The sequence below is a fragment of the Enterococcus sp. DJ147D b genome (assembly GCF_058216655.1).
In genome coordinates, this window is record NZ_CM177104.1 from 665,923 (window position 1) to 691,190 (window position 25,268).

Genomic DNA, 25,268 nt, shown 5'->3' on the forward strand with positions numbered 1-25,268 from the left:
ATGGATATTCAATGGTGGCAGATCTTATTATTATCATTATACGCAGGCTATCAGATTTTAGATGAGCTACAAATTTATTCATCAATGAGTGCACCCGTCTTTGCCGGTTTGTTTGCTGGTTTAGTAATGGGGGATTTACAAGCAGGACTGATCATTGGTGGTAGTATGCAGTTAACAGTGTTAGGTGTTGGAACATTTGGCGGTGCTTCTAAGATTGATGCAAATTCAGGAACGATTTTAGCAACAGCCTTTTCGATTTCACTTGGTATGAATCCTGAACAAGCGATTGCAGCAATTGCTGTACCAGTGGCTAGCTTGATGATCCAATTAGATATTTTAGCTCGCTTTGCAAATACGTATTTTGCACATCGAATTGATCGACATGTTGAAACAATGAATTATAAAGCAATTGAACGAAACTTCTTGATGGGTGCTTTACCTTGGTCACTTTCTCGGCTAGTACCTGTTTTCTTAGCTTTGGCTTTTGGAGGAGGGTTGGTTGAAAATGTTGTTGGCGTGTTGAATGGTGATCTAAAATGGCTAGGTGATGGTTTATCAGTAGCCGGAGCTGTTCTGCCAGCAGTTGGTTTTGCTATTTTATTACGCTACCTACCTGTTAAGAAACATTTTCCATATCTCGTTTTAGGTTTCACGATTACTGCATTGTTAGCAACGCTTTTCTCAAATGTCCAATTACTTGGAACGAGTGTGGCAAGTGTAGTGAAGGAAATGCCAGGAACCTTTAACTCATTACCAATGTTAGCGGTCGCTTTGATTGGATTTGCGTTAGCAGCTATTAGTTATAAAAATGGTCAGAATAATCATAATCAAAAACCAGTAGCAAACGAGCAAGTAGAATCAGCTGAGGGGGAAATCGAAGATGACGAAATCTAATTATAAATTGACAAAAGAAGATTTTAAACAAATCAATCGAAGAAGTTTATTTACTTTTCAATTAGGCTGGAACTATGAACGGATGCAGGGTTCAGGTTATTTGTATACGATCTTACCTCAGCTTCGCAAAATTTATGGGGATGATACACCTGAGTTAAAAGAAATAATGAAAACGCATACGCAATTTTTTAATACGTCAAACTTCTTTAATACGATTGTCACAGGGATTGACCTTGCAATTGAAGAGAAGGAAGGAATTGCAGCAAAACAAACAGTTTCTGGGATGAAAGCTGGGTTAATGGGACCTTTTGCCGCAATTGGTGACTCGATCTTTGCTGCGCTTATTCCAACTATCTTTGGTGCATTGGCTGCGAACATGGCAATCAATGGAAATCCTGCAGGTGTGTTTATCTGGATCATCGCACAAATCGTTGTCATGGTCTTTCGTTGGAAGCAATTGGAGTTTGCTTATAAAGAAGGAATCTCATTAGTAACAACGATGCAATCACGACTAACTGCACTAACTGATGCAGCAACATTACTCGGTGTCTTCATGGTAGGTGCTTTAGTAGCAACAATGGTCAATGTTAAATTCTCATGGGCACCAAGCATTGGTGATGTGACACTAAACATGCAAAATAATATTGATATGATTTTACCTAAGATTTTACCAGCAGCAATTGTTGGTGGGGTATATTGGATGTTAGGCAAGAAAAATATGACATCTACACGTGCAATCTTTATTGTTCTGATTGTCTGTGTTGCGTTATCAGCTCTTGGTGTGATTTCAAAATAATGGGGTGGAAAAAATGAGTCAAGAGTTAGTTTTGATTAGTCATGGACAATTATGTGAAGCACTGAAAAAAAGTACAGAAATGATCATGGGACCACAAACAATGATCCATACGGTGGCATTGTTAGAATCCGATGGTGCAGAAGATTTTAAAGAAAAATTTTTACAAGTCACAGCTGAATTAGAATCCTATGCTGTCTTTTGTGACCTGATGGGAGGAACGCCTTGTAACGTCATCTCTCGTATGATTATGGAGGGCGTAGCGATCGAACTTTACGCTGGGATGAATATGCCAATGGTAATTGAGTTCATCAATGGTACATTGATTGATACGCCTGTTGACTTTATTACTTCTGGTCAACAAAATATTGTTTCCGTTAATCAAATGATTGCATTGGCGAGTGAAGAGGAAGATGAATAGTTGAACGAGTAAAAAATAAACCATTAGGTGATAAACTCTAGACACAACAACAGCGGCTTCCTTTCTAAAAAAGAAGAAAGTCGTGGTTATTGTGTAATAAATAGCGAATGTCTATTTATAGAGATAGGTTGTTAATGAAGAACAAGAATTTTATTATCGATGTTCAAGTTTCTCCACATTCCTATGAAATAGAGTAGGAATATTCAGTTCAAGTTACCTTTTGTAGTTTAAATATTATTTGTTCAATTTAAGAAAATTTATTTTTTTCTTTTTGGAGAAATCTATCGTTTCTTTATATCTTTCAGTCCGTTATTAGTCTGAGCAATAAATAGCTTCTTATATAATAGAAAAAAGGATTTCGCGAAACACCTGTTGAGGCTATTCGTGAAATCCTTTTTCAGTAGTAAGAGGAAAACTTGTTTTCAACGCTTCCTCTTACAGTGAATGAAATGAATGTGGTTAAATATGAGAGATTGTGTAACAAACTAATGAAGTTACAAGTCTATTTTATAAAAAAAAACGAGAAGTTTTTATTTTATTTTTTTCTTATTTTTTATAAAAAAAAATATACAGATAGCACACATAGTCAATGCGCTATTTCTTGAAACTAATTGATAGATTTATAGCGAAAACCACATTTCATCACTCTATGGATGAGTGTAACGAATCTATTAATTGCTAAAATATGGTGGAATGAATTAAAAGGAATGAAGACAACAAGTTTAACTCTTTGTTCTTGACGCTACTGATGATTTTATTAGGCCTCTCTTAGGATCAATAAAAAGAACAACTTAAAGTATCTATAAATAGGACTATTTTGATCCAGAAGAAATGGTTAAGGTCAAATTGTTGAAAGAAAGTACGTTAGGTGTTTCGTAAGAATAGCCAAGATAGAAGAGGCTGTTCTTTAAAAAGAGAAATAATCTAGATCAGAGTCTCCAATCATTACATATTTTTCATAATTATTTACATTTTTGAGTAGCTCAATGTTATCAATTAACAAAATATCAGCACTAGTATCATCCAATTCACAATAGGGAATAATTTTAATCGCTTTTTTTATTTCATTGCAATACTGTTTTTCGTATCTATTTCCCTTGGCTGAATAAAAGGCAATATTCAACGTGGAATCTATATAACTCTTTTGAAAAGAATGGACCGTGTAAGTCAGTAATGACAGTATCCATTGAATATTATAATTGTGGATGGTGTATTTTTTTAAAGCACAATTTATATCTTTAGAAAATGACAATGATTTAATATTTGTTGAAAAATATTTATTATAAAAAAAATAATAAGGATATAAAATTTTAGCATAATGAATACAAATTTCGATTCTTATTGATAGTGTTTTTATGTCAGTTGTAGATACATTGTACGGTCCACAAAGTATAGAAAAAATAAGATCTTTATCTATATAGTTAGGAGTTAGTTCATTTAGAAAAAAATTTTGCTCATTTTTTACATTTTTAAAATGTAGGCTATTCATATTAGATAATAAAAAGATCAAAATAAGTAAGATTTTTTCTTCATCCAATTTTTTATTATTGAAGCAAAAAAAGTTATTGTATATTTTTTTTACTACAGGACTTTCTGATGAGATGAATTCTTTATTGATTTCTAGATGACTATCACTAAATTTTTGCAGATAATCTTTGCAATTGACAGTTATGATCCAAGTCTGTAGTTCATAAATAATATTATTTTCAATTTTGATGTTACAGTCTTCTAGAAAATTTACTATTTTGTCAGTAAGGAGATCAATAGAAATAGGATTATACAAATTATTATAACCTATATTTGTGTTTTGCAAATATAGGTTATAAAGTACAAGGATCGATTCAATATTTCCTCTTACTGTAACGTAAGGACTACGGATAATGCAGATATCAATAGGTGAAAGCTGTTTTGATAAAAATTTTAAAATATTGAATAATTTTGAGGGACTTATATATAAATCATTAGCAAGACTATCTAAAGTTTTCTTCTGCTTATAAAAAATGCTATAAAAAATATCTTTTGTGATACTTTTAGAAAAATAAAATTTTTGAGCATCATGAAAACTCATCAATTTAGTGTTAAAAACAATATATTTTTCGGATATATATATTGAATTTTCAGGTAGTTCTTCTGATAATTCTTCCAAATATTTATTTAAAGTAATCAATGTGATATCTAAATTTTTTATAATTCTTTGTTTCGTACTTTGACCATTGTTATCTATGATGTATTTTACAATTCTAATTTTAGTATATATTGATTTTTCATAGATTAGATTTAACATAATTAAAACTCATCCTTCAGAATAGTATTTTATATAGAATTTTGGAGTATAAAGTTTATTTAATATGCATGTGAATCTTTAAAAAATATAATATTCTTAATAGTTTTTAAAATAATTAAACTATCTAAAAGCAAACATTGATTATTTTTATACCAAAGATCCATTTTAACCATTGTAGTAAAATCAATCGTATTTCTTCCACATACCTGCCAGATTCCAGAACAACCGGGGAGGATAGTTAACCTTTCTAAATCAGACTTTGTGTATTTTTTCACTTCAGAGACTAAAGGAGGGCGCGGACCTACTAAACTCATATCACCCTTTATTACATTGTACAATTGAGGTAATTCATCTAAACTCAATTTTCGTAAATATCTACCAATACGGGTGACTCTAGGATCATCCTTCATTTTGAACATAGGGCCATCCATTTCATTTTTAGACAACAAATTAGATAGTAACTCCTCTGCATTTACTACCATCGTTCGAAATTTGTATATTTTGAAAATTTTACCGTTCTTACCAACTCTTTCCTGAGTAAAAAAAATTGGACCATGTTGATCAAAATAAATGAGCAAAGAAATGACTAACAATAGTGGACTGAGAAGCAGAAGGCTTGTGATACTAAAAACAATATCAAAGAATCTCTTTATAACAAGATAATACCTTTTTGTCAATCTAAATTTTGAAGATTTTTTTTCAGCTCCTAAAAAATCTGTTATTGTTCTTTTTTGAAAAACCAATTCAAAATAATCCATTAAACTATCCCTTTCTAATTTTCTTGACTTTGTTTGATATAGATTCTGAAATAATTTTAGATTTAAAAAGAGTTACCCTCTTTTTTTTTTTTTACGAACAATTAAATTTTTTGAAGTTGATGATATGGAAAAGAAATATACAATCAGTTGCGTAGAAATTGGAGGTGAGAAATTATGAAGAAAATTGGTTGTTTCGTAGCTTTACTGGGTCTATCTACTTTGATAGCTGGTTGTAATTCACAGAATCAGCAAAGTGAATCAAATACTACAAAAACTAGTACTAGCATTCAGCAAAGCACGGAACAAAGTAGTTCGACAAGCTCGAATGTCAAGTATCTGCGTGGTTTAGAGATAACACTTGGAGATATATCGACTGCCGATAATACGAAGGATACTAAAATTGTTTCAATTAAAGTAAAAGTCCGTAATAGGTCAAATGAAGAACAAGGTGTAGGTTCTAATGACTTTAAATTGAACATTGGGAAACAATCGATAGAACCATACGCAGATGGAGTTAATTTTGGGCAAGCTGTTTTGCCTGAAAAAAGCTTGGAAGGTGTTGTGTCATTTGAAGTAAAGAAAGATGTAGATAAAGGAACACTTCTATATCAAAAAAATGAAGCAACACAAGAATGGAATATTAAATTTTAAGAAGGGATTTTAAGAATGAAGGAAAAAAAATTACGAAAAAAAATCAAAGCATCTAAAAAAGGAATCGCATTGGCTGCCATTTCTTTGATTATGAGTGGGAATTTAGCTGCTATTTCAACTCCTGTACTAGCAGAAACAGATTCCAGCCTAAATCAAAATATTAATGTTCAAGAAAATAAATCTAACACGCCTTATGGTGAAGTGATTTCTTTATTTCCGGGAAGCGGTGATTATCGAGAATGGAATATTTCTGCGGGGTATCTTCGTGATTCTGATGATTATGGGAATATTCCATACACAACAATAAGTGGAACATGGGACAAAACAACATTATCTCAATTTAATGGAGTTACCCCCAATTTAACACAAATTGGTCACAACGAAGTATTGTTGCCGATGTATAACAATATTCCAGATAGCCATTCTTTAGATTCTTTTTTATATGTGGCACCTACAGACTCCCATAATAAAAAAAGATTTAAATTCCAAAAAAGTATTAATTTGATACCAAATAGAACATATAAAGCCACTTTAAGTACCATTAGTGGGTCGGAGACTAATAATACGTGTACGATGTCTTTTAATGGTGTGAGACAATCAGGTTACTTTACACCTGATAAACTCGAAGGAGCAGGAATAACATTAACTTCAAAATCCGCGAATAATAAAGGTGAATTCGTTTTTACAATCGATCAAGACATTAAAAGATACGGATCATTGGCTCCAAAACTAAAAGCAGGATTAATGTATGCAAATGAATGGCAAGCAGTAGATAGTTTATTTACTTCTACAGACCACAGTGAGTTAGCTCCTGGTATCACAAGTGAAAAAGTACAAGAAGTTAAACAACAAGTAGCAAATATCTCCAATAATCAAGATGCTGCAGAAATGAATGCAGCAATCTCAAAAGCAGAGCAGTTGGTGGCAGAAGATTCTCAAAATCAAATCGTGCAAGAAGCAACTGACAAAGTTAACGGCTTGTTCAATGGAGAAAACCTAGCTGATGGTGTCAACCAAGACAAAATCAACGAAGCACAAGCAGCGGTCGATAAAGTAACAGATGAAGCGAAAAAACAAGAACTACAAAACAAGATCGACAAAGCACAAGAATTGTTGAACAAACAAGACGAACAAGCACAAATCGTGCAAGAAGCAACTGACAAAGTCAATGGTTTGTTCAATGGAGAAAACCTAGCTGATGGCGTCAACCAAGACAAAATCAACGAAGCACAAGCAGCGGTCGATAAAGTAACAGATGAAGCGAAAAAACAAGAACTACAAAACAAAATCGACAAAGCACAAGAATTGTTGAACAAACAAGACGAACAAGCACAAATCGTGCAGGAAGCAACTGACAAAGTCAATGGTTTGTTCAATGGAGAAAACCTAGCTGATGGCGTCAACCAAGACAAAATCAACGAAGCACAAGCAGCGGTCGATAAAGTAACAGATGAAGCGAAAAAACAAGAACTACAAAACAAAATCGACAAAGCACAAGAATTGTTGGATAAACAAGACGAACAATTTGCAATTACAAGTGTCGATCCATACAAAGAAGGAATTAGCCAATATGTGACTGGAACATACAAAGGAAAAGATGCTGGCTATATCCGATTGATGGTCAATGGCGAAAAAACAGCCTTAGTATCAATGAACAATTTACCAGAAGGAACCTTCAAATATTATATGAGTGGGTTAAAAGCGACAGATAAAGTATCAGTCGTGATCTATGGTAAAGATTACAAACAGTTAGCAGAAAAAGAAGTGCCAATCGAAAAAGGAAAAGTACCAGTAGAAATTACAAGTATCAATCCGTATAAAGAAGGAATCAGCCAATTTGTGACTGGAACATACACAGGGGACGATGCTGGCTATATCCGATTGATGGTCAATGGCGAAAAAACAGCCTTAGTGTCAATGAACAATTTACCAGAAGGTAAATTTGAATATTATATGAGTGGATTGAAAGCAACAGATAAAGTGTCAGTTGTGATCTATGGTAAAGATTACAAACAGTTAGCAGAAAAAGAAGTGCCAATCGAAAAAGGAAAAGTACCAGTAGAAATTACAAGTGTTGATCCATACAAAGAAGGAATCAGCCAATTTGTGACTGGAACATACACAGGGGACGATGCCGCATATATGCGATTGGTAGTCAATGGTGAAAAGAAAGCTTTAGTGTCAATGAACAATTTACCTAAAGGAACAATCAAATACTATATGAGTGGATTGAAAGCAACAGATAAAGCGTCAGTTGTGATCTATGGTAGTGATTATAAGCAAGTAGCGGAACAACAAGTCTCTATTGAGAAATAATCAATTAAATATCAACTGAAGGGATTCCTTCAGTTGGTATTTTTAAAGTAGAGATAATTTAACAATAAGAGGTACTTAATTTATGTCGTTGAAAAAGAAATACTTGTTAGATATACCCTTGGATATTGGATCGATGAATGAATTTGTTTTAGAAGTAGATAAAAAAATAAATTTACACAAAGGATCGCACATAATTGGTGTTAACGCAGATAAAATCAATCAACTCCAAAAATATGATGAATTGAAAAGAATAGTTAAGAATGCAGACATTATTCACCCAGATGGTGTTTCTATGGTTTTTGCTTCAAAAATTTTAAAAAAAGGCAGGATATTTGAACGGATTGCTGGTATCGATTTGATGCAAGAATTATTATGTCTTGCTGAAAAAAAAAATTATACTGTTTATTTTTTAGGAGCTAAAGAGGAAGTCTTAGAAAAAATGCAAACAGAAATTTCTTCTAAATATCCTGGATTGATTATTGTCGGGAGTCGAAATGGCTATTTTGACAAAAAAGATTGGAAACAAATAGCAACTAACTTAGCTAATCTAAAGCCGGATTTAGTATTTGTAGGTATAACTTCCCCTAAAAAAGAATATCTCATAGAATATCTACTTGCGAATGATGTCCATTCAGTTTTTATGGGAGTTGGAGGAAGTTTTGACGTGTTGTCCGGCAACAAAAAACGGGCACCACTATGGCTTCAAAAAATGAATTTGGAATGGCTGTTTCGTTTAATTCAAGAACCTAAAAGACTATTTCTAAGATACTTTATAGGAAATCTAAAATTTTTAAAGTCGATAGTACATGAAAAGATAAAAACATAATTATTAAAGAAGGAAGGTATAATCATTTTAAATAAAAAAAAAATAATAAAAATTCTGAACAAAGTTTTAGTACCAATGATTTGTCTATCTGTTGTGTCTGCTTTGATTGGTACATTCCTTCTAGATAAATATGAGTTGTTTCCAAAAAGATATGTTTGTCAGAGTCAATTAGTGATAAATCCATATGTAGACAAAGATGATGACAATGTAAAAAGCATGGATTTGTTGAAATATAATGAAAATTATAGCTTATTAGTTTATAGTCCTTCCTTTTTAAAGGAAGTTAATTCAAATTTAGAAAAAAAATATGCAGATTATTTAAAAATAAAATCGAAGTTGAAAGTTTTGTACTCTTCAACTTCTCAGGTATTGACTGTACAAGTTATATCCACTGATAAAAAAGAAAGTATAAACTTAGCAAATACGATACTAAAAGAATTATGTAATAAAGGGAATGAACTCTTTTCACATAGTAAGTTGTCGATTCTTAGTAATGCTTCAGTTGTTGATGTTATCTCTAACAGTAAAACAACTATACTTAGTGTTCTATGTACGTTCTTTTTTATCTTATACGGGACTGTGTTTATGACGTACACATATTTAAAACATAGACACAAAGATGAGAAAAGAAGCAGAAAAAATAGTAGAAGAAAATCTCATAGGTGTTGAAGTATATATGATTAATAAGATAATAATACTCTTGTTTATGATAATGCCTATAGTTGAATCTTTAAATGGATTTTTTTCTGGCTTAGGTCTATCTGACATTTATAGATTAACAACTGTAGTAGTGATAAGTTGTTATTTTATAATGAAGGGGAATTTGATAAAAAAATACAATATTTATTTTCTAATTCTCTTAAGTGTGTTTATGTGTATTCTAGTAAGCCAATTTTTATTTTTCCATCAAAATAAAGCATTATTGATGAGTGATCTAAAAAGTGTTTTTAGAATCCTGTTAGCACCGTTCTATTTTTGCTATTTTTATGAAGGCCTTTCTTCACAAGAAATCAAAAGAGAAGACTTAAAAAAAATCATTTTGATATATGGAATTTTATATAGTTCTTTGATTATAATTCCTTATTTATGTGGAACAGGATTTGTTAGCTATGACATTGATCATAATGGGCTAATGTCTAAGGCGTCAGAAGTTCAAGGCGTAGGGAATAAAGGTTTTTTTATAGAACTAAATTCCTTAATAGCTATTTTGGCTGCAAATCTGTTCTTTATAAAAAATTTGATTATTAGTTATTTTAATGAAAATGAAATTAAAAAAGCTGTGACGACAATATTATTGTACATTGCTACACTTATTTCTTTATTCATCACTGCTACTAAATTAGGCATATTATTGTCAATTGTCTGTTCCTTAATTTTTGTCTACCAAATATTTTGTAGCAGTATAAAAAGAGAATATAAGCTGTATTTTGCTGCCAGCATAGTACTATTATTCATTGCAATCTATATTTTTTTAGGTGGATTGATTACAGATATCACAAATAGACTAAACTATTTTTCCGAACAGTCTAATGGATCAACAATCGATTTTTTAACAAGTAATCGATTGTCCTATCTAACTAAAACCATGTATGAAATCGATAACTCAACACATCGATTTTTTCTTTATTTATTTGGAGCAGGATATAGTTCTCCTTTCACCCCAACAATTGATGGAATAAAGCGGTCAATTGTAGAAATCGATTATTTTGATTTTTTATTTTCGTATGGTTTTTTTGGTTTCATCTCATACATTGCTTTCTTCAAAAAGGAAGTTATCTTACTGTTTTTTTCCAAAAAGAATGAAATGAAAAGTATGCTAATAATTTTTCTTCTCTACAGTTTTATGGGTGGGCATATTTTTGTTAATTCAATGACAGCAACATTTCTAGCTATTTTCTTGAGTTATTCAAGTGATGCTGGATTAAAAAGTATAAAATGAGGTAATTTTATGATACTAGTTATATCTAATATGTATCCGTCAGAGAAATATCCCAATTATGGCGTTTTTGTTAAAAATTTTTATAAAAAGCTTTCTCTACAGGAAAAAGCTAAGATCATTTATATGACGAAAACGACCAGTAAATTAAAAAAAATATACAATTATTTAATTTTCTATATGAAAGTTTTTATGAATTGTCTTTTTTCTAAATACAAAATTATTTATGTTCACTATGCTGGATATAATGCACCTCCTATTTTAATGGCACGATTGTTTAATAAAAAAGCAAAGTTAATCGTTAACGTTCATGGAAGTGACGTAACACCAGAAAAAAAATTGGAAGAAAAAACGAATTTTTTAACAAAGTATTTAATAGGAGAGGCTGACTTAACAATCGTTCCATCCATTTATTTTGAAGATTTGGTAAAAGATAAATATGGTAAGAATGTCAACACTTGGATTTCACCTTCTGGAGGAATTGACTTCACTGTTTTTAATAGTCAAAAAAAACAATATACAAATGAAAAACTAACGATTGGCTATGTAAGCCGAATTGATAAGGAAAAGGGATGGGACCTTTTGCTTTATGCTATTAGAAATTTAATACAAAAAAATTATGATATTCAATTGATCATGGTCGGTGATGGTGCACAAAATGAGGAAGCACTGGCATTGATAAAAGAATTAAATTTAGAAAAATACGTTGAAAAACATAATTGTTTATCTCAAAAAAAATTAGTTCATATTTACTCTTCTTTAGATATTTTTATTTTCCCAAGTATGAGAGAAGGAGAAAGTTTAGGGCTAGTTGGTTTGGAATCCATGGCCTGTGGGACGCCAGTCATTGGTAGTAATCTTGGAGGAATAAAAACATATGTGAAAAATGGAGAAAATGGCTTTTTATTTGAGCCAGGCAACCAAGAAGATCTTGAATGTATGATTGAAAAATATGACAAGATGACCAAATCAGAGCAGAAAATGTTATCTATCAATGCCATAAAGACGGCAAAAAAATATGATAGTGAAGAGGTCAATAAAAATTTAGTGGAAAAAATAACTGTAATTTCTGGAAAGAGTGAGTAAGTTGAAATTTGTCTACTATGCGATGTTTTATATTTCAAACTATCTATGTATACCGTATAGAGCAACTCTATTGGATCGTATTTATCGGAGAATGAGAGAAGAGATTACTCGAAAAATTTTTGCTTTTGTAGGAAATGACGTAGTGATTCGTCCGAAACTAAAGATTTCATATCTAAATAAAGTTTCTATAGGAAGTCGTTCATCTATTGGAGATCGTAGCATGATTGTTGCTTCTGGCGGTCTCCTCATTGGTGATGATGTGATGATGGGACCTGAAGTCATGATTTTCACGCAAAATCATGAGATACCTCCGTTAGGAAAAAAAATAATAGATGGAGAAATAGTGACTAAAAAAGTTGTGATTGAGGATGATGTTTGGATTGGCGCTAGAGTAATTATTTTACCAGGTGCAGTGATTGGAAAAGGCACAGTGATTGCTGCAGGAACAGTAGTTCCAGGAAAAGTATATCCAGACAATGTTGTTTTAGGTGGAAATCCAGCAAAAATTATAAAATATAGAAATTCGCTTAATACTAATGAATGAAAGGATTATTTTATGAAAAAGATTGGAATTATCACACTAAATGGTGAATTTAATTATGGAAACAGGCTACAAAATTTTGCGTTACAGCGTGTATTAAACGAACTTGGTACAGAAGTTGAAACGATAGAGATAACTAAAAATAAATTTGATCGTATAAAAAAAGAACTTTGGATTACTAATGCAGGTAACATGGGCGATGTTTACTACCTTTCAAAAAAAGTACTAAAAAAATTAACGTTTTCGAGTATCAAAAAAAGAAAGAATTATCGCAAAATGCAAGCTAAGAAGTGGAATATAATTGGAGCTTTCACAAAAAAATATATTAAAGTAAAGAAAGTTGATTCTAAATGTCTGAGTGATTTTCAAAATAATTATGACTTATTTATTGTAGGAAGCGATCAGGTTTGGAACCCTAATATTATTGAATTTGATCATACACATTTTCTTGGCTTTGCACCGGCTGAAAAGAGATATAGCTATTCTGCTAGTTTTGGTGTGGATGAATTAGCCAGTAGACCCTGTTTATTAAAGCAGCACTATAAGAAGTATTTACAACAGATGGCTTATATTTCCGTAAGAGAAGAATCAGGAACAAAAATAGTTGAACAATTGATACAAAAGACTGTAGATACAGCACCTGATCCAACTTTATTATTAAATAAAGAGGAGTGGAAAAAAGAACTTCAAATAAAAGATAGTGAAGATCAAGCATTTGTACTAATTTATTTTGTAAGTGAAATATCTAAGGAAATAGTAAATAAAATCACTGATTTTGCACAAAAAAAGAATTTAAAAATTATTCAGATTATGGGAGATACCTTTGGAGAAAACAGAGTTATTGTTGATCCCAAGCAATTTGTTGAACTGATTTATCAAGCACAATATGTTTTTACAGATTCTTTCCATGGCAGTGTATTTTCAATCATTATGGAAACTCCTTTTTTTGTTTTTAGACGTACAGATAATAAAGGAACGTATACAAGAATTGATAGTTTGATTCATAAATTTAATATGAAATGTGCAATCGTACATATTGAGGATAATTTTGAGGAAAGATTATCTTTATTTCATTTTGAATCAACTCAGTGTTTACTAGAAGATGAGAGAAAGAGAGGGAGAGCGTTACTAGAAGAAAAAATAGTGAATTCTTGTAAGGAGAATTCTAAATGACTAATAGAAGTAAAGGAATTGTATTATCATATTTTACTGTAATTATAAAGAATTTTTCCGTATTGATTTATACACAAATTCTCATAAGTTTTTTTGGAAAGGGTGACTATGGTCTCTACCAGCTCTCAAATTCAATTGTCAGTAATTTATCTTTATTGAATCTAGGTTTTTCATTTGCTTATATAAAATTTTATACTTCTTTTTCAGTAAAAAAAGACCAAGATGGAATTAAAAAATTAAATGGCACATATCTTATTTTTTTTAGTGGCATATCTTTGCTTACCTGCGTGATTGGCACTATTATCATGCAAAATAGTAGTAGCTTTTTGTCAACATCGTCATTCGCAGATGAAATGAAACTGAAGCAATTAATGTTTTTTATGATTATAAATGTTGTACTTACATTTATAAGTACGACTTTTGAATCCAATATATTAGCCAATGAACGATTTGTTTTTCAACAAATAAGGCAGATGTTGCAGTCTATTTTATTGCCAGTTTTGACAATACCTATTATATATTTTTTTCACAAAAATCTTGTAATAGTAGTTATCATTCAAACTGCTATTACTATTCTTAATTTATTCGTTAATGTTTATTTTTGTATAAAAAAATTAAATATGGGTTTTTCATTTCGAAATATTGAACTGTCTTTTATGAAAGACATCGGCACATTCTCATTTTTTATTTTTCTCAATCAAATTTTTAATCAAATTAATGATAGCGCCCCAATCTATACATTAGGAATTCTAGAAAATACCCAACAAGTAGCTATGTATTCTATAGTTAACCAACTAAAATCTTTGTTCTTAACTTTTTCTCAAGTGTTAACGACAATATTTATTCCAAAAGTCAATCAGTTAGTTCATCAATCAAATAGCGATAGTGAGTTAGATAATTTAATGATTAAAATTGGACGATATCAAGTATTGATTTTAGGATTTTTCTTAGGTGGATTTATTGTTTTAGGGAAAGAATTTTTACGTTTTTGGCTAGGACAAGGATTTGATAATGTTTATTACTTATTGATTTCAGTGGTGATTCCACTATTGATTCCTTTGTCACAAAATATTGCGATTGAAATACAACAAGCACGAAATAAGCATTTCTTTCGATCGATTGTTTTAACGATTTTTTCTTTATTAAACATCGTGATAACTATAATAAGTGTAAATACTGTAGGAGTAATGGGGGTTACGGTCGGATATATATTCAGTTTGATTGTTGGTTATGGTTTAGTCATGAATTGGTATTATATACGAGTAATGAAACTAAATATTAAGCTATTTTGGAAAAAGACAATCCCGTGTTTACTACCAATAACTATGTCGACCATAATCTGTAAAGTGATGACCAATGCTTTTAATAGCAACAATCTTTTGAATTTTTTTATAATCGGATTAATTTATTGTGTAATATATTTGATTTTTATTGTTATATTTATCCCACATGTGCTACAACCTATTATTAAAGTGGTGAAAGGAAAGAGCAAATGAAAAAGGAATTAAAATATATTTTACCTGATACTTTTTTGGAAAAATTAAAACAAATTCGTAACTATGGCAGAAGTCTGTATCTCTTCAAGTTAGATAAAAAACGATTTTTACAAAATTATTCAAAAAAAAATTTTGTAAATGAAGAACAATTAAAAGCTAGACTTATTTTTTACAGTCATTCAGTTGAAAAAGGATTAGCTAGAGAAAACTTCCGTTATTATTTTGGCAAGAATGTAATACCCGAATTGTATAGATTGGTAAAGCTATATAAAAAATCGAATTACGATACGTATAATTCGATTTATTTAAATGCTGTTTCAGTATTGAATCAATATATCAGTGTACATGAAGAAAAAAGATATGATGTCAAACCTATTATAAATGTGCAAGAATTCAAAGAATTTTATTTGAATCATAATTTTAAAATAGGAGGTGCCAAGCAACTATCATGCGTGGATGTAAACAAGAACTATCGTAAAAACTTTAAAAATCTTGCTCTGGAAAGGAATAGTGTAAGAGACTACCAAAATTCTAGTGTGGATCTGAAAAAAATCAATGAGGCAGTTGAAATAGCTTTAAAGACCCCATCAGTTTGCAATAGACAAAGTTCACGAGTTCGTATAATTCAAGACAAAACAATTATAGAAAAAGCGTTGAAAATTCAAGGTGGCTTCAATGGTTATACTTGTCCACCATGTTTGATTATGATAACAACAGATACGAATTATTTTATTGATGTGACAGAACGAAATCAAATTTATATAGATGGTGGATTATTTGCTATGTCACTTTTATATGCTCTTGAATATGAGGGGCTCGCTGCCTGTGCTTTAAATACTATGTTTGATATAAAAAGGGATAAAAAAACACGGAAATTGTTAGATATTCCTGATTCTGAAAATTTGATTTTATACATTACGGTAGGAAATTTTAAAAAAAATTACAAGGTACCTATGTCTCATAGGCTATGTGTAAATGAAATTACAAGTTATATATAGATACGAAAAGTAGCATAAAAATTGAAAGAACAGCTACTTGAAAGAGTAACTAATAGGACAAGTAAGATTTTTAATTTTTTTAGAGCAATCGAATTACCAGCTCTATATGAAAACTATTGAAGTAGAGTATTTTATCGAAACAGATAGAGAAAAAATAAAAAATCAACCGATGTTCTAAAATGAAATAAACTTATCAAAAAATTGCTCGCAAGTATAGCAGAGATTCAAATAGAAAGGAATATTTTTATATTAATGGTTAAGTGGTTTTTGCTTATAAGTTCGTTATTTTTATTTTTAACTCCAGAAGTTGTTTTTTCAGGAACAAAAAAAGATGAAAAGTTTTTCAGTTATTATATGCCTGGACTAAAAAAAGACGATGATGTGGTTGTTGAACTTTACGATAAAAATTATCAAAAATTAGCAGATAAGAAGGTAAATATTGAAGGTAAAATGATGAATATAAAAAAAGAGAAGGACTCTGTAAAGATTATTAGTAAATATGATTCTAATTATGATTTGCTACTTACATTTGCAGTAGTTTCTGAAAATAAAACTTGGCAAATATCAAATTCTTATTTGATACCTAATAAGAAAGGTACAATATCCGATGATTTTGATAATGAAAAAATTCTGCTGAATAAAGTTGCTACAGATTATGTTTCTCCCTATCATCGCTTAAGAGCAATAGATAATATAGATGGAGATGATCCAGACTCGAATGGTTTTACTGGGGGATGGCATACCTTTGATGATAAGAGGAATACACCAACCGCTAAAATGGAAAGTTTTCGTCTTTTATTAGATGAGAAAGAATACAATAAGGATGGGATGTACCAAGCTGATACAGTAAAACTTATTACAACGAATATCGTTCAAGGAACAAATACAAAAAAATTAGATGGGACAGGCAGAGGGATTCTGAAAGAAAAAATTATCTATACAATAATTGGTGGAGAAATCAAGGTCGAGGTAGAATTAACGCCGTTAGAAGATGTCACAATAGATGACTATTATTTCTTACAAGCATCAACAAATAATTATAATAATGGCATCATACCAGTTGGAGATCCATTATTTCCTGATGAAATTAAAAATTTTTCCTACGATATTTTTGGAAGCAGCAAAGAGAAATCAAATTGTTCAAAATTAATCCTTTCAGATGGAGCAAATTATCTAACAATGGAAATCGATCCATCTTATGGTATTGGAAATTATGAATATAATAAAAATAATAGTATATGGTTTTATAAACAATATGGGAAGCTATATTTTAATTTAATTGCTAGTGAAAAAAATTCCCCATTATATGTTGAAAAGGGGAAAATTCTAAGAGCTAGAGGCTTTTATAAATTTGAAAGAAAGCCACTGTAGTTACTCATAGTGATAATAATATAGAAATATAATTGATTCTGGATCTAAAATTTTAAGAATCAAATTTGCTGTTTTTTTAAAATATTAAATGGAGGCGAAAAAAATTGTGTCAGTTTTTTTGGGAAATTGATCCTTGGATAATAAGTCGTAGATATTTTTTACTATCAGATACGCAAGAAAATGAAATTCTTAGAAGAAACGCAAAAGTATTATGCAAAGAGTATGAAAAAACCAAACGAGAAATTCAACAAACTATTTCTGATATAAATGGAAAAGAATTTTTTTCGAAAATTTCTCAATTTTATCTTCAAGAAGCATATCTTGCTGAACTCTACAATTATTTAACAAATCCAGTTCTTTTATCAATGGAGACTTCCGGTGAACGACTTTTGAAGGTAATTAATCAGGAATATTTATTAGATTATATGGACTCAATTGATTATACAAAAACCAACACAAAGGTAAAAACTCTAGTAGGAAAATTATTATATGATAAATATAGAAATGTTTATGAAAATAGATTTGGAAAACAAAAAAATAAGTAGGTAAAAAAAGTAATAAATCTTATGAAAATTACTTTTGGTATTCTACAGAAATTTTTAAACAGAATGATTGCCATAGTCATGAACTAAAAAGTTGAACGCATTACTCAATTAAACTACTGTTTTTTAATAGCTGGAAATGGGAATATTACGAATTAGAAAGGCGAAAATTGCTATTGGATTTAGAATATTTAAATTGTGAGAATTTTATCTACTACCGGACTGTTTTGAGTAATTTAATCATTAAAATATACACTAGTTTATTAAGAAAAATAGTTGTAGTTTCGTATATAAACGGACTTGGTAAATCCCCAAATGCATAAGTCTATTTTAAGTGATTTAACAGAATTTCAAGAATATATGCAAAATATAATAGTTGCTTTGATTATTAGTTTACTATGTATTTGTTGGTTAGTTGATTTTATTTTTTGCAAAATATTCAACACTGGATTTACATTAATTTCTTTTTTGTTGCTAGTTTTGTTTATTTTAATACTCGGCTTAATTATATGGTGGATCATTCAATGATTAGTTAAGCTGGAGGAGAAACGGTTAATCGATTATGACTGGGTAGATAGAAACAGAAAAAATGGATTATTAAAAGTTAAACTGCTAGTTGATTTTCAAAAAATAAGGATACTAGAGACCATTGTAGATAGTAACAAATTGATTTATTTTAATAAGGATATATGCAACGAGTAAACGGGATAGTTGAGGAGAATATGAGTTCAGGACCAGACAACAACAGCGACCTTCTTTAAAAAGAAGGTCGCTGTTGTTGTCTAAAAACACGCGAGAATATCTACTACTATCGCTATAAAAAGTGGATACCATTTGCTGACTATCACGGTATATACTTATTTTCTTTGTTGCTTTCCAGCATTTCGTTTCTTTGATGAATTATTCTTTTGTTGCGTATTGACTTGTTTTGTTGCTTTTTTTGGTTCATTAGGTGTGACATCTTTTCGTGGTGTCACGACTTGTTTCGGTGGATTTCGTTTTAGTTCTTCCGCAACTTGTGCTTTTAAGCGTGGTTTCATTAATACGTTCGTAATAAATGTTTGGATACAACTAAAGATACCACCAACTACCCAGTACAGTGTAACGCCGGCTGGTGCACTAATTGACATAAAGACAATCATTGCTGGTGAAACAATCAACATGGTACGCATGGTTTTCTTTTGTTCTTCAGGAATACCAATCGTTGAGATATATCCTTGAAGTAAATAAGCAATACCAGCGATAGCAACTAATACCAAACTTGGTGAGCCAAGGTCGATTCCATAAAAGCTTGATTCACGGATACCTTCAGTGTAACGAGCAGTAAAGTAAAGTGCTGAGAAGATAGGCATTTGGATTAGCAATGGTAAACAACCAATCCCACCAGTCATACTCATCCCATTATCTTTGTAGACTTGTTGCATTTCTGCTTGCGCAGCGATTTGTTCTTCACGCGTTGTAGCAGCTTTTAATTTTTCTTGTGCAGCTGATACTTGTGGTTTTAACGCTTGCATTTTTTCTGATTGAATCATTGTTTTTTTCGATTGGCTAATACCTAAAGGCAAGATTACTAATCGAACGATAATGGTCAATACAATAACGGCCCAGCCATAAGACCAATTAAAATTGTCCACTAAATAGGTAATTGCTTGCCCCATTGGATGAACGAGAATTCGATAGACAAAACCTGATGTGTCAGGATTTCCATGCGAGTCAGTTCGAACACAACCGGATAAAAAAAGTAGGACAGTGACCAGTCCAGATCCCAATAACCAATTTTTCCATTTATTCATAAAATACTTCCTCTTCCATAATTTTTACACAAAATTAACTATACTAAAAAAATTTTCATAATTCAATCAACTTCATAGAAAAGTCATAGAAATGTTCGGAAACTATCCCATGAACGCAGAGAAAAATAAATAAGGAAACCAGAAATCCGTTTTTTACTTTTTCATAGAGTCGTTAGTAGATAACATCAAAACTTGTTCGAGCATCCATCCATGGATTATCTTGTAAATCAAGATAAGTCACGCGACCAGCTGGACTGGGTGAATCTTTGATCTCTTTAATGAAGCTTTCTACTTGTTTGTCCTCACCAGCAGCTTCAATTGTAACAGAACCATCTTCTTCGTTTTTTACTGTGCCATAAATGCCTAAACGATCGGCAACCATTTTTGTTGTGTAACGAAAACCAACACCTTGGACGCGACCTTGGACATTCATTTTGACTTTACGCATAAGTTGTCACCCGCTTTCATTTTCTTATCCTTATGATAACTATTTTTTGTTAGAGAAACAAGTTGCAGCCCTGAATACATGCTATAATTAAGTGAGGTGAAAAAGGTGAAAGAAATTCAATCCGCAAAAAATCCACGAATCAAAGAATTGAAAAAATTGCATAAGAAAAAGTATCGCGAAGAAAATTGTGCCTATCTTTTAGAAGGTTTTCACTTGATTGAAGAGGCAGTCGCTGCAAATGCTGTCATTAAAGAAATTTACGTTACCCAAAAAGGACAAAGAGAGTGGCAAACTTGGCTTGATCAATTAACAGATATTGAATTATTTTTAGTAACAGACGAAGTCATGCAAGCTTTATCTGATTTACCAACGCCACAGGGAATCCTTGCTGTTGTAGCGCGTGAAGTAATGGAATCACCAGCCTTTTCTGGTGGCTGGTTGCTGTTAGATAATGTCCAGGATCCTGGAAATGTGGGGACGATGATTCGAACAGCTGATGCTTTTGGCTTAGCAGGCGTGCTTCTTGGTCAGGGGACAGCTGATTTGTACAGTACGAAAGTGTTGCGAAGTATGCAAGGTAGTAATTATCATTTACCTGTAATCCAAATGGACTTGTCACATGCTGTTCAGCAACTAAAAGAGCAGGATTTTATGATTTATGGAACAGAATTGAACGAAGAAGCAACAGCATTGAATGAAGTAGAAAAGCCAACTAACTTTGCCATCATCATGGGAAATGAAGGACAAGGTGTGAGCAGAGAACTGTTGAACTTCACAGATAAAAATATCTATATACCCATGAGTGGAAACGCTGAATCATTGAATGTAGGTGTAGCGACGGGGATCTTGTTGTATCACTTTGCAGTTTAGTTAAGGAACTATTAAGCTTTCTTATTTTACTACGTAGCAGCTAGAATCTTATCGTTTCAGGTGGTATACTATGGTCAATTTCAGAAATAACGAAAATCAAAAGGTGGCAGATTGAAAATATGACAGAAAAATGGCGTGAAGACGAAGAATACATGTCTTATGTAGCAGATCTTTTGGAAACAGATGCAGTGAAAAAATTAGCCGACTACACGCAACATGTCCACTCAACACGATTGGAACATTCCATTAGTGTTTCTTATTATAGTTATTTATTAGCGAAAAAATGGGGCGGAGATGCTAAAGCAACAGCAAGAGCTGGGCTTTTACATGATCTGTTTTATTACGACTGGCGAACAACTAAATTTGATGAAGGTTCACATGCGTATGTCCACCCAAGAATTGCTGTGAAAAATGCAGAAAAGATCACGGAACTTTCTGATTTAGAACGTGATATCATTTTGAAACATATGTGGGGAGCAACTATTGCACCACCCAAATATAAAGAAAGCTACATTGTGACATTTGTTGATAAATATTGCGCAGTGAAAGAAGCTGCCCAACCAATGACTAGCAGCATGCGTCAAAAATGGCAACATTATTTTGGAAAAGAACAGTCTATTTAAATAAAAACAGGACAGCAATCGTGATTGCTGTCTTGTTTTTTTATCTTCAGTTAATAATAAAAATTGAGAAGATGCTACAGTGGAATTATCTTTTGGGGAATCAACTGCTTATAACAAAAGTAAATCAAAGTTATTTTGGAATAAAACTAGAGTTGCTAGTTGTCTGAGAAAAAAGTAAATCCATTATTCTACCAAAGTAATCGAATCTATTGATGATTTTATCGATAAATGATGTCACTTTGCTAAGCTTTTACTTATTCATGGAGAAAGGAATATTTTATATTTAGAACAATTAAAAGTCACTATAGTTCAATGTACGATCAAAATAAATCAGTCAAAACGTTTATGGTATAAAATCCTCCCTTGATTCCTGTAATTCATAAATAGATTGATTTCAAGAACATTTAAAGAAAAATAAAGGCAAACCAAGTTGTTATTTAGATATTTATTACTAATAAATATGGTAACAATCTTTTTTTTTGATTAAATAAAAAAGTTTCAGTGATAGTATAGTTTCTTTTGGTTCATCCGCATCTTCTTTTAGTTTACGAAGTGATTATTCAGTAAATTTTTAGATTTCGTTTCTTCTTTAGGCTGGATGATTGTCCTTAGCTGTTATGTATTTTTATTTTTTTCTCTTTTTTTAAATTTTTAAAATAAACATCAATATTTTTAGTATAAATTAAATGACATAGGGGGAGATGTTTATAGAAGATAGGTTTATTGGAGCAAGAAGTAAACGCTTATTAACTAGAGAATAAATAACAATTTTAAAAGCGATGGTAAAATCATCCATTTAAATTAATAGACAAGGAGTAGTGTGAATGAAATCTTTCAAATATTGTTTAGCATCATTTTTAATTTTGGGAAACATGGTAACGACTCCTCTTGTTTCTGCATTAGAGCAAGAGGTTGAGAACGCTAATTCTACTGAAAAAGTAGACGAAAAATTAAACCAAACAACAAACGAATCAAATATAGATTTTACAGAAAATTCAAAAAAACAAGTACAGGCATCCGATGATGTTCAAACAGATTCGTCTAGTGGAACTCCTCGTTATAGTGTAGGTCAAACAGTAGATTTAATGGACCAGAATACAAAGAAAAGATGGAATATAACGATTGAAAAAGATTTTTACCAAGTTAATCAATACTTAGGTAGAAATACTGATACAGATGTTGTAATACCAACTGAAATGAGCATTGTCTTATTAGGAACTATGCAAACAAAAAAGAAAGTCAGAGTAAATGGTGGTAGCACAAAGTTTATGCAAAATGCCACTGGAAATCCAATTACTTCTTTTAGAGTAGAAGGTAATAAGGAAGTATTAGTAAATGGAGTAGAAAGGTTCAACAATTTTTTTAGAAATTCTAGTATAGAAAGTGTTGACTTAACTGGTTTAAATATAAATGTAATAGATTCCATAAATATGTCAAGTATGTTCCAAGGCTGTTCAAAATTGAAAAATGTTAAGTTTGGAACAACTGATTTCAACAATGTAACAAACATGAGCAGAATGTTTAGTGGATGTACTTCATTACAGTCTTTAGATTTAAGTATGTTGAATACGAATAAGAAGGCTTTAGATATGAGCTATATGTTTGAAAATACACCAGCTTTAAGAAAAATAGATTTACGTAATACATCATTAGATACACAAGATACCAATAAAATACTGGGTGATAGAGCTACTAATGAAACAGCAGTAGGAAAACCATTGTCAGTGATCGTAAATCCTACGACCTCATCTAAATTTCTTAATTTTGATTTTGTAACTGAATCAGGAAGAATACCAGAAGCATTTCCAACACTAGATGCAAACGGTGGGGCATTTTCTTCAGGCGCATCTACTCTCAAGTATATAGATAAAATTTGTGTGACTCCAAAACAATTAGAACTATCCAATTTCAATTCATGGAAAGAGGGACAAACTCCGTCAAGAAAAAATCATGCATTTTTAGGATGGAAACCATCAAAAAATGTGAATAATGCCACTTCAATTTTTGATTTATTAGGTGTCACATATTCAGCAGAATGGGATAATTCAATCCAAGAAGCAACCGACAAAGTCAACGGCTTGTTCAATGGAGAAAACCTAGCTGATGGTGTCAACCAAGACAAAATCAATGAAGCACAAGCAGCGGTCGATAAAGTAACAGATGAAGCGAAAAAACAAGAACTACAAAATAAGATCGACAAAGCACAAGAATTGTTGAACAAGCAAGACGAACAAGCACAAATCGTGCAAGAAGCAACTGACAAAGTTAACGGCTTGTTCAATGGAGAAAACCTAGCTGATGGTGTCAACCAAGACAAAATCAACGAAGCACAAGCAGCGGTCGATAAAGTAACAGATGAAGCGAAAAAACAAGAACTACAAAACAAGATCGACAAAGCACAAGAATTGTTGAACAAACAAGACGAACAAGCACAAATCGTGCAAGAAGCAACTGACAAAGTCAACGGCTTGTTCAATGGAGAAAACCTAGCTGATGGCGTCAACCAAGACAAAATCAACGAAGCACAAGCAGCGGTCGATAAAGTAACAGATGAAGCGAAAAAACAAGAACTACAAAACAAAATCGACAAAGCACAAGAATTGTTGGATAAACAAGACGAACAATTTGCAATTACAAGTGTCGATCCATACAAAGAAGGAATTAGCCAATATGTGACTGGAACATACAAAGGAAAAGATGCTGGTTATATCCGATTGATGGTCAATGGCGAAAAAACAGCCTTAGTATCAATGAACAATTTACCAGAAGGAACCTTCAAATATTATATGAGTGGGTTAAAAGCGACAGATAAAGTATCAGTCGTGATCTATGGTAAAGATTATAAACAGTTAGCAGAAAAAGAAGTACCAATCGAAAAAGGAAAAGTACCAGTAGAAATTACAAGTGTCAATCCGTATAAAGAAGGAATCAGCCAATTTGTGACTGGAACGTATGTTGGAGACGATGCTGGCTATATTCGATTGATGGTCAATGGCGAAAAAACAGCCTTAGTGTCAATGAACAATTTACCAGAAGGTAAATTTGAATATTATATGAGTGGATTGAAAGCAACAGATAAAGTGTCAGTTGTGATCTATGGTAAAGATTACAAACAGTTAGCAGAAAAAGAAGTGCCAATCGAAAAAGCGAAAGTACCAGTAGAAATTACAAGTGTTGATCCATACAAAGAAGGAATCAGCCAATTTGTGACTGGAACATACACAGGGGACGATGCCGCATATATGCGATTGGTAGTCAATGGCGAAAAGAAAGCCTTAGTATCAATGAACAATTTACCAGAAGGAACCTTCAAATATTATATGAGTGGATTGAAAGCAACAGATAAAGCGTCAGTTGTGATCTATGGTAGTGATTATAAGCAAGTAGCGGAACAACAAGTCTCTATTGAAAGTAAAAAAAAAAGCTAGAAATTTTTACACTTGAAGAA

The 25,268-nt window shown here is 31.6% G+C and carries 21 protein-coding genes; 17 read left to right on the forward strand and 4 right to left on the reverse strand.

Annotated features, from left to right (window positions below; genetic code table 11):
• Genes AC4BD1_RS03270 through AC4BD1_RS03280 form a run of 3 tightly spaced genes read left to right on the forward strand, consistent with a single transcriptional unit; the run spans position 1 to position 2,108 of the window.
• Positions 1 to 894, forward strand: a complete 894-nt coding sequence (locus tag AC4BD1_RS03270; RefSeq protein ID WP_206909759.1) for a PTS mannose/fructose/sorbose/N-acetylgalactosamine transporter subunit IIC — start codon at positions 1 to 3, stop codon at positions 892 to 894.
• Entirely contained in the window at positions 881 to 1,690 is an 810-nt protein-coding gene (locus tag AC4BD1_RS03275; RefSeq protein ID WP_206898475.1) for a PTS system mannose/fructose/sorbose family transporter subunit IID, read from the forward strand. The genes AC4BD1_RS03270 and AC4BD1_RS03275 overlap by 14 nt, the downstream gene beginning before the upstream one ends.
• A 13-nt stretch (positions 1,691 to 1,703) precedes the next feature.
• Positions 1,704 to 2,108, forward strand: a complete 405-nt coding sequence (locus tag AC4BD1_RS03280; protein WP_490485801.1) for a PTS sugar transporter subunit IIA — start codon at positions 1,704 to 1,706, stop codon at positions 2,106 to 2,108.
• Positions 2,109 to 3,015: 907 nt separating this feature from the next.
• Here the strand turns inward: AC4BD1_RS03280 and AC4BD1_RS03285 are convergent.
• Together AC4BD1_RS03285 and AC4BD1_RS03290 are read right to left on the reverse strand one after the other, a co-directional pair.
• Positions 3,016 to 4,392 (reverse strand): helix-turn-helix domain-containing protein, encoded by a 1,377-nt coding sequence (locus AC4BD1_RS03285; protein ID WP_490466966.1) that lies wholly within the window; start codon positions 4,390 to 4,392, stop codon positions 3,016 to 3,018.
• Between the two features lie 59 nt (positions 4,393 to 4,451).
• On the reverse strand, positions 4,452 to 5,150 hold the full coding sequence (locus AC4BD1_RS03290; protein WP_206909767.1) for a sugar transferase: 699 nt from the start codon (positions 5,148 to 5,150) through the stop codon (positions 4,452 to 4,454).
• A 174-nt stretch (positions 5,151 to 5,324) separates the two neighbouring features.
• Between AC4BD1_RS03290 and AC4BD1_RS03295 the strand changes: the two genes are divergently transcribed.
• From AC4BD1_RS03295 to AC4BD1_RS03345, 11 genes are all read left to right on the forward strand, one after another.
• Positions 5,325 to 5,801: a DUF4352 domain-containing protein gene (locus AC4BD1_RS03295; protein WP_206909769.1), complete on the forward strand. Its 477-nt coding sequence runs from the start codon at positions 5,325 to 5,327 to the stop codon at positions 5,799 to 5,801.
• Between the two features lie 15 nt (positions 5,802 to 5,816).
• Entirely contained in the window at positions 5,817 to 8,117 is a 2,301-nt protein-coding gene (locus AC4BD1_RS03300) for a toxin Cry1Ac domain D-VI-related protein (RefSeq protein ID WP_490485802.1), read from the forward strand.
• A gap of 82 nt (positions 8,118 to 8,199) precedes the next feature.
• On the forward strand, positions 8,200 to 8,943 hold the full coding sequence (locus AC4BD1_RS03305) for a WecB/TagA/CpsF family glycosyltransferase (RefSeq protein ID WP_490485803.1): 744 nt from the start codon (positions 8,200 to 8,202) through the stop codon (positions 8,941 to 8,943).
• Between the two features lie 619 nt (positions 8,944 to 9,562).
• Positions 9,563 to 10,882 (forward strand): O-antigen ligase family protein, encoded by a 1,320-nt coding sequence (locus AC4BD1_RS03310; RefSeq protein ID WP_490485804.1) that lies wholly within the window; start codon positions 9,563 to 9,565, stop codon positions 10,880 to 10,882.
• A 9-nt stretch (positions 10,883 to 10,891) separates the two neighbouring features.
• A complete protein-coding gene (locus tag AC4BD1_RS03315) occupies positions 10,892 to 11,965 on the forward strand; it encodes a glycosyltransferase family 4 protein (RefSeq protein ID WP_206911152.1) in 1,074 nt (357 codons plus the stop codon).
• Between the two features lie 70 nt (positions 11,966 to 12,035).
• On the forward strand, positions 12,036 to 12,509 hold the full coding sequence (locus tag AC4BD1_RS03320) for an acyltransferase (RefSeq protein ID WP_490466970.1): 474 nt from the start codon (positions 12,036 to 12,038) through the stop codon (positions 12,507 to 12,509).
• A 12-nt stretch (positions 12,510 to 12,521) separates the two neighbouring features.
• Positions 12,522 to 13,679, forward strand: coding sequence for a polysaccharide pyruvyl transferase family protein (locus AC4BD1_RS03325; RefSeq protein ID WP_490485805.1), 1,158 nt, complete (start codon positions 12,522 to 12,524; stop codon positions 13,677 to 13,679).
• Positions 13,676 to 15,175 (forward strand): lipopolysaccharide biosynthesis protein, encoded by a 1,500-nt coding sequence (locus AC4BD1_RS03330; RefSeq protein WP_206911155.1) that lies wholly within the window; start codon positions 13,676 to 13,678, stop codon positions 15,173 to 15,175. Before AC4BD1_RS03325 ends, AC4BD1_RS03330 begins: the two co-directional genes overlap by 4 nt.
• Positions 15,172 to 16,173 (forward strand): nitroreductase family protein, encoded by a 1,002-nt coding sequence (locus tag AC4BD1_RS03335; RefSeq protein WP_206911157.1) that lies wholly within the window; start codon positions 15,172 to 15,174, stop codon positions 16,171 to 16,173. Before AC4BD1_RS03330 ends, AC4BD1_RS03335 begins: the two co-directional genes overlap by 4 nt.
• 252 nt (positions 16,174 to 16,425) lie before the next feature.
• The gene (locus AC4BD1_RS03340; protein WP_490466971.1) at positions 16,426 to 17,544 is read left to right on the forward strand and encodes a hypothetical protein; all 1,119 of its coding nucleotides are present in this window, start codon (positions 16,426 to 16,428) and stop codon (positions 17,542 to 17,544) included.
• 104 nt (positions 17,545 to 17,648) lie between these two features.
• Positions 17,649 to 18,089, forward strand: a complete 441-nt coding sequence (locus tag AC4BD1_RS03345; protein WP_490485806.1) for a hypothetical protein — start codon at positions 17,649 to 17,651, stop codon at positions 18,087 to 18,089.
• A gap of 854 nt (positions 18,090 to 18,943) precedes the next feature.
• Here the strand turns inward: AC4BD1_RS03345 and yidC are convergent.
• Entirely contained in the window at positions 18,944 to 19,879 is a 936-nt protein-coding gene (gene yidC, locus AC4BD1_RS03350; RefSeq protein ID WP_206911176.1) for a membrane protein insertase YidC, read from the reverse strand.
• Between the two features lie 172 nt (positions 19,880 to 20,051).
• Positions 20,052 to 20,327, reverse strand: a complete 276-nt coding sequence (locus tag AC4BD1_RS03355; protein ID WP_206911175.1) for an acylphosphatase — start codon at positions 20,325 to 20,327, stop codon at positions 20,052 to 20,054.
• A gap of 105 nt (positions 20,328 to 20,432) precedes the next feature.
• On the opposite strand from AC4BD1_RS03355, the gene AC4BD1_RS03360 reads away from it, so the two are divergent.
• The 3 genes from AC4BD1_RS03360 (at position 20,433) to AC4BD1_RS03370 (ending at position 25,248) form a co-directional block, all read left to right on the forward strand.
• Positions 20,433 to 21,197: a TrmH family RNA methyltransferase gene (locus tag AC4BD1_RS03360; RefSeq protein ID WP_490485807.1), complete on the forward strand. Its 765-nt coding sequence runs from the start codon at positions 20,433 to 20,435 to the stop codon at positions 21,195 to 21,197.
• 119 nt (positions 21,198 to 21,316) lie between these two features.
• A complete protein-coding gene (locus tag AC4BD1_RS03365) occupies positions 21,317 to 21,820 on the forward strand; it encodes an HD domain-containing protein (protein ID WP_067483904.1) in 504 nt (167 codons plus the stop codon).
• 824 nt (positions 21,821 to 22,644) lie between these two features.
• Positions 22,645 to 25,248: a toxin Cry1Ac domain D-VI-related protein gene (locus AC4BD1_RS03370; protein WP_490485808.1), complete on the forward strand. Its 2,604-nt coding sequence runs from the start codon at positions 22,645 to 22,647 to the stop codon at positions 25,246 to 25,248.
• Positions 25,249 to 25,268: the final 20 nt, after the last annotated feature.

Bases quoted from the DNA above. Each gene is read 5' to 3' on its own strand.
- AC4BD1_RS03270 (WP_206909759.1), top strand. From the start codon at position 1: ATGGATATTCAATGGTGGCAGATCTTATTATTATCATTATACGCAGGC.
- AC4BD1_RS03275 (WP_206898475.1), top strand. From the start codon at position 881: ATGACGAAATCTAATTATAAATTGACAAAAGAAGATTTTAAACAAATC.
- AC4BD1_RS03280 (WP_490485801.1), top strand. From the start codon at position 1,704: ATGAGTCAAGAGTTAGTTTTGATTAGTCATGGACAATTATGTGAAGCA.
- AC4BD1_RS03285 (WP_490466966.1), bottom strand. From the start codon at position 4,392: ATGTTAAATCTAATCTATGAAAAATCAATATATACTAAAATTAGAATT.
- AC4BD1_RS03290 (WP_206909767.1), bottom strand. From the start codon at position 5,150: ATGGATTATTTTGAATTGGTTTTTCAAAAAAGAACAATAACAGATTTT.
- AC4BD1_RS03295 (WP_206909769.1), top strand. From the start codon at position 5,325: ATGAAGAAAATTGGTTGTTTCGTAGCTTTACTGGGTCTATCTACTTTG.
- AC4BD1_RS03300 (WP_490485802.1), top strand. From the start codon at position 5,817: ATGAAGGAAAAAAAATTACGAAAAAAAATCAAAGCATCTAAAAAAGGA.
- AC4BD1_RS03305 (WP_490485803.1), top strand. From the start codon at position 8,200: ATGTCGTTGAAAAAGAAATACTTGTTAGATATACCCTTGGATATTGGA.
- AC4BD1_RS03310 (WP_490485804.1), top strand. From the start codon at position 9,563: ATGAGAAAAGAAGCAGAAAAAATAGTAGAAGAAAATCTCATAGGTGTT.
- AC4BD1_RS03315 (WP_206911152.1), top strand. From the start codon at position 10,892: ATGATACTAGTTATATCTAATATGTATCCGTCAGAGAAATATCCCAAT.
- AC4BD1_RS03325 (WP_490485805.1), top strand. From the start codon at position 12,522: ATGAAAAAGATTGGAATTATCACACTAAATGGTGAATTTAATTATGGA.
- AC4BD1_RS03330 (WP_206911155.1), top strand. From the start codon at position 13,676: ATGACTAATAGAAGTAAAGGAATTGTATTATCATATTTTACTGTAATT.
- AC4BD1_RS03335 (WP_206911157.1), top strand. From the start codon at position 15,172: ATGAAAAAGGAATTAAAATATATTTTACCTGATACTTTTTTGGAAAAA.
- AC4BD1_RS03340 (WP_490466971.1), top strand. From the start codon at position 16,426: ATGGTTAAGTGGTTTTTGCTTATAAGTTCGTTATTTTTATTTTTAACT.
- yidC (WP_206911176.1), bottom strand. From the start codon at position 19,879: ATGAATAAATGGAAAAATTGGTTATTGGGATCTGGACTGGTCACTGTC.
- AC4BD1_RS03355 (WP_206911175.1), bottom strand. From the start codon at position 20,327: ATGCGTAAAGTCAAAATGAATGTCCAAGGTCGCGTCCAAGGTGTTGGT.
- AC4BD1_RS03365 (WP_067483904.1), top strand. From the start codon at position 21,317: ATGACAGAAAAATGGCGTGAAGACGAAGAATACATGTCTTATGTAGCA.
- AC4BD1_RS03370 (WP_490485808.1), top strand. From the start codon at position 22,645: ATGAAATCTTTCAAATATTGTTTAGCATCATTTTTAATTTTGGGAAAC.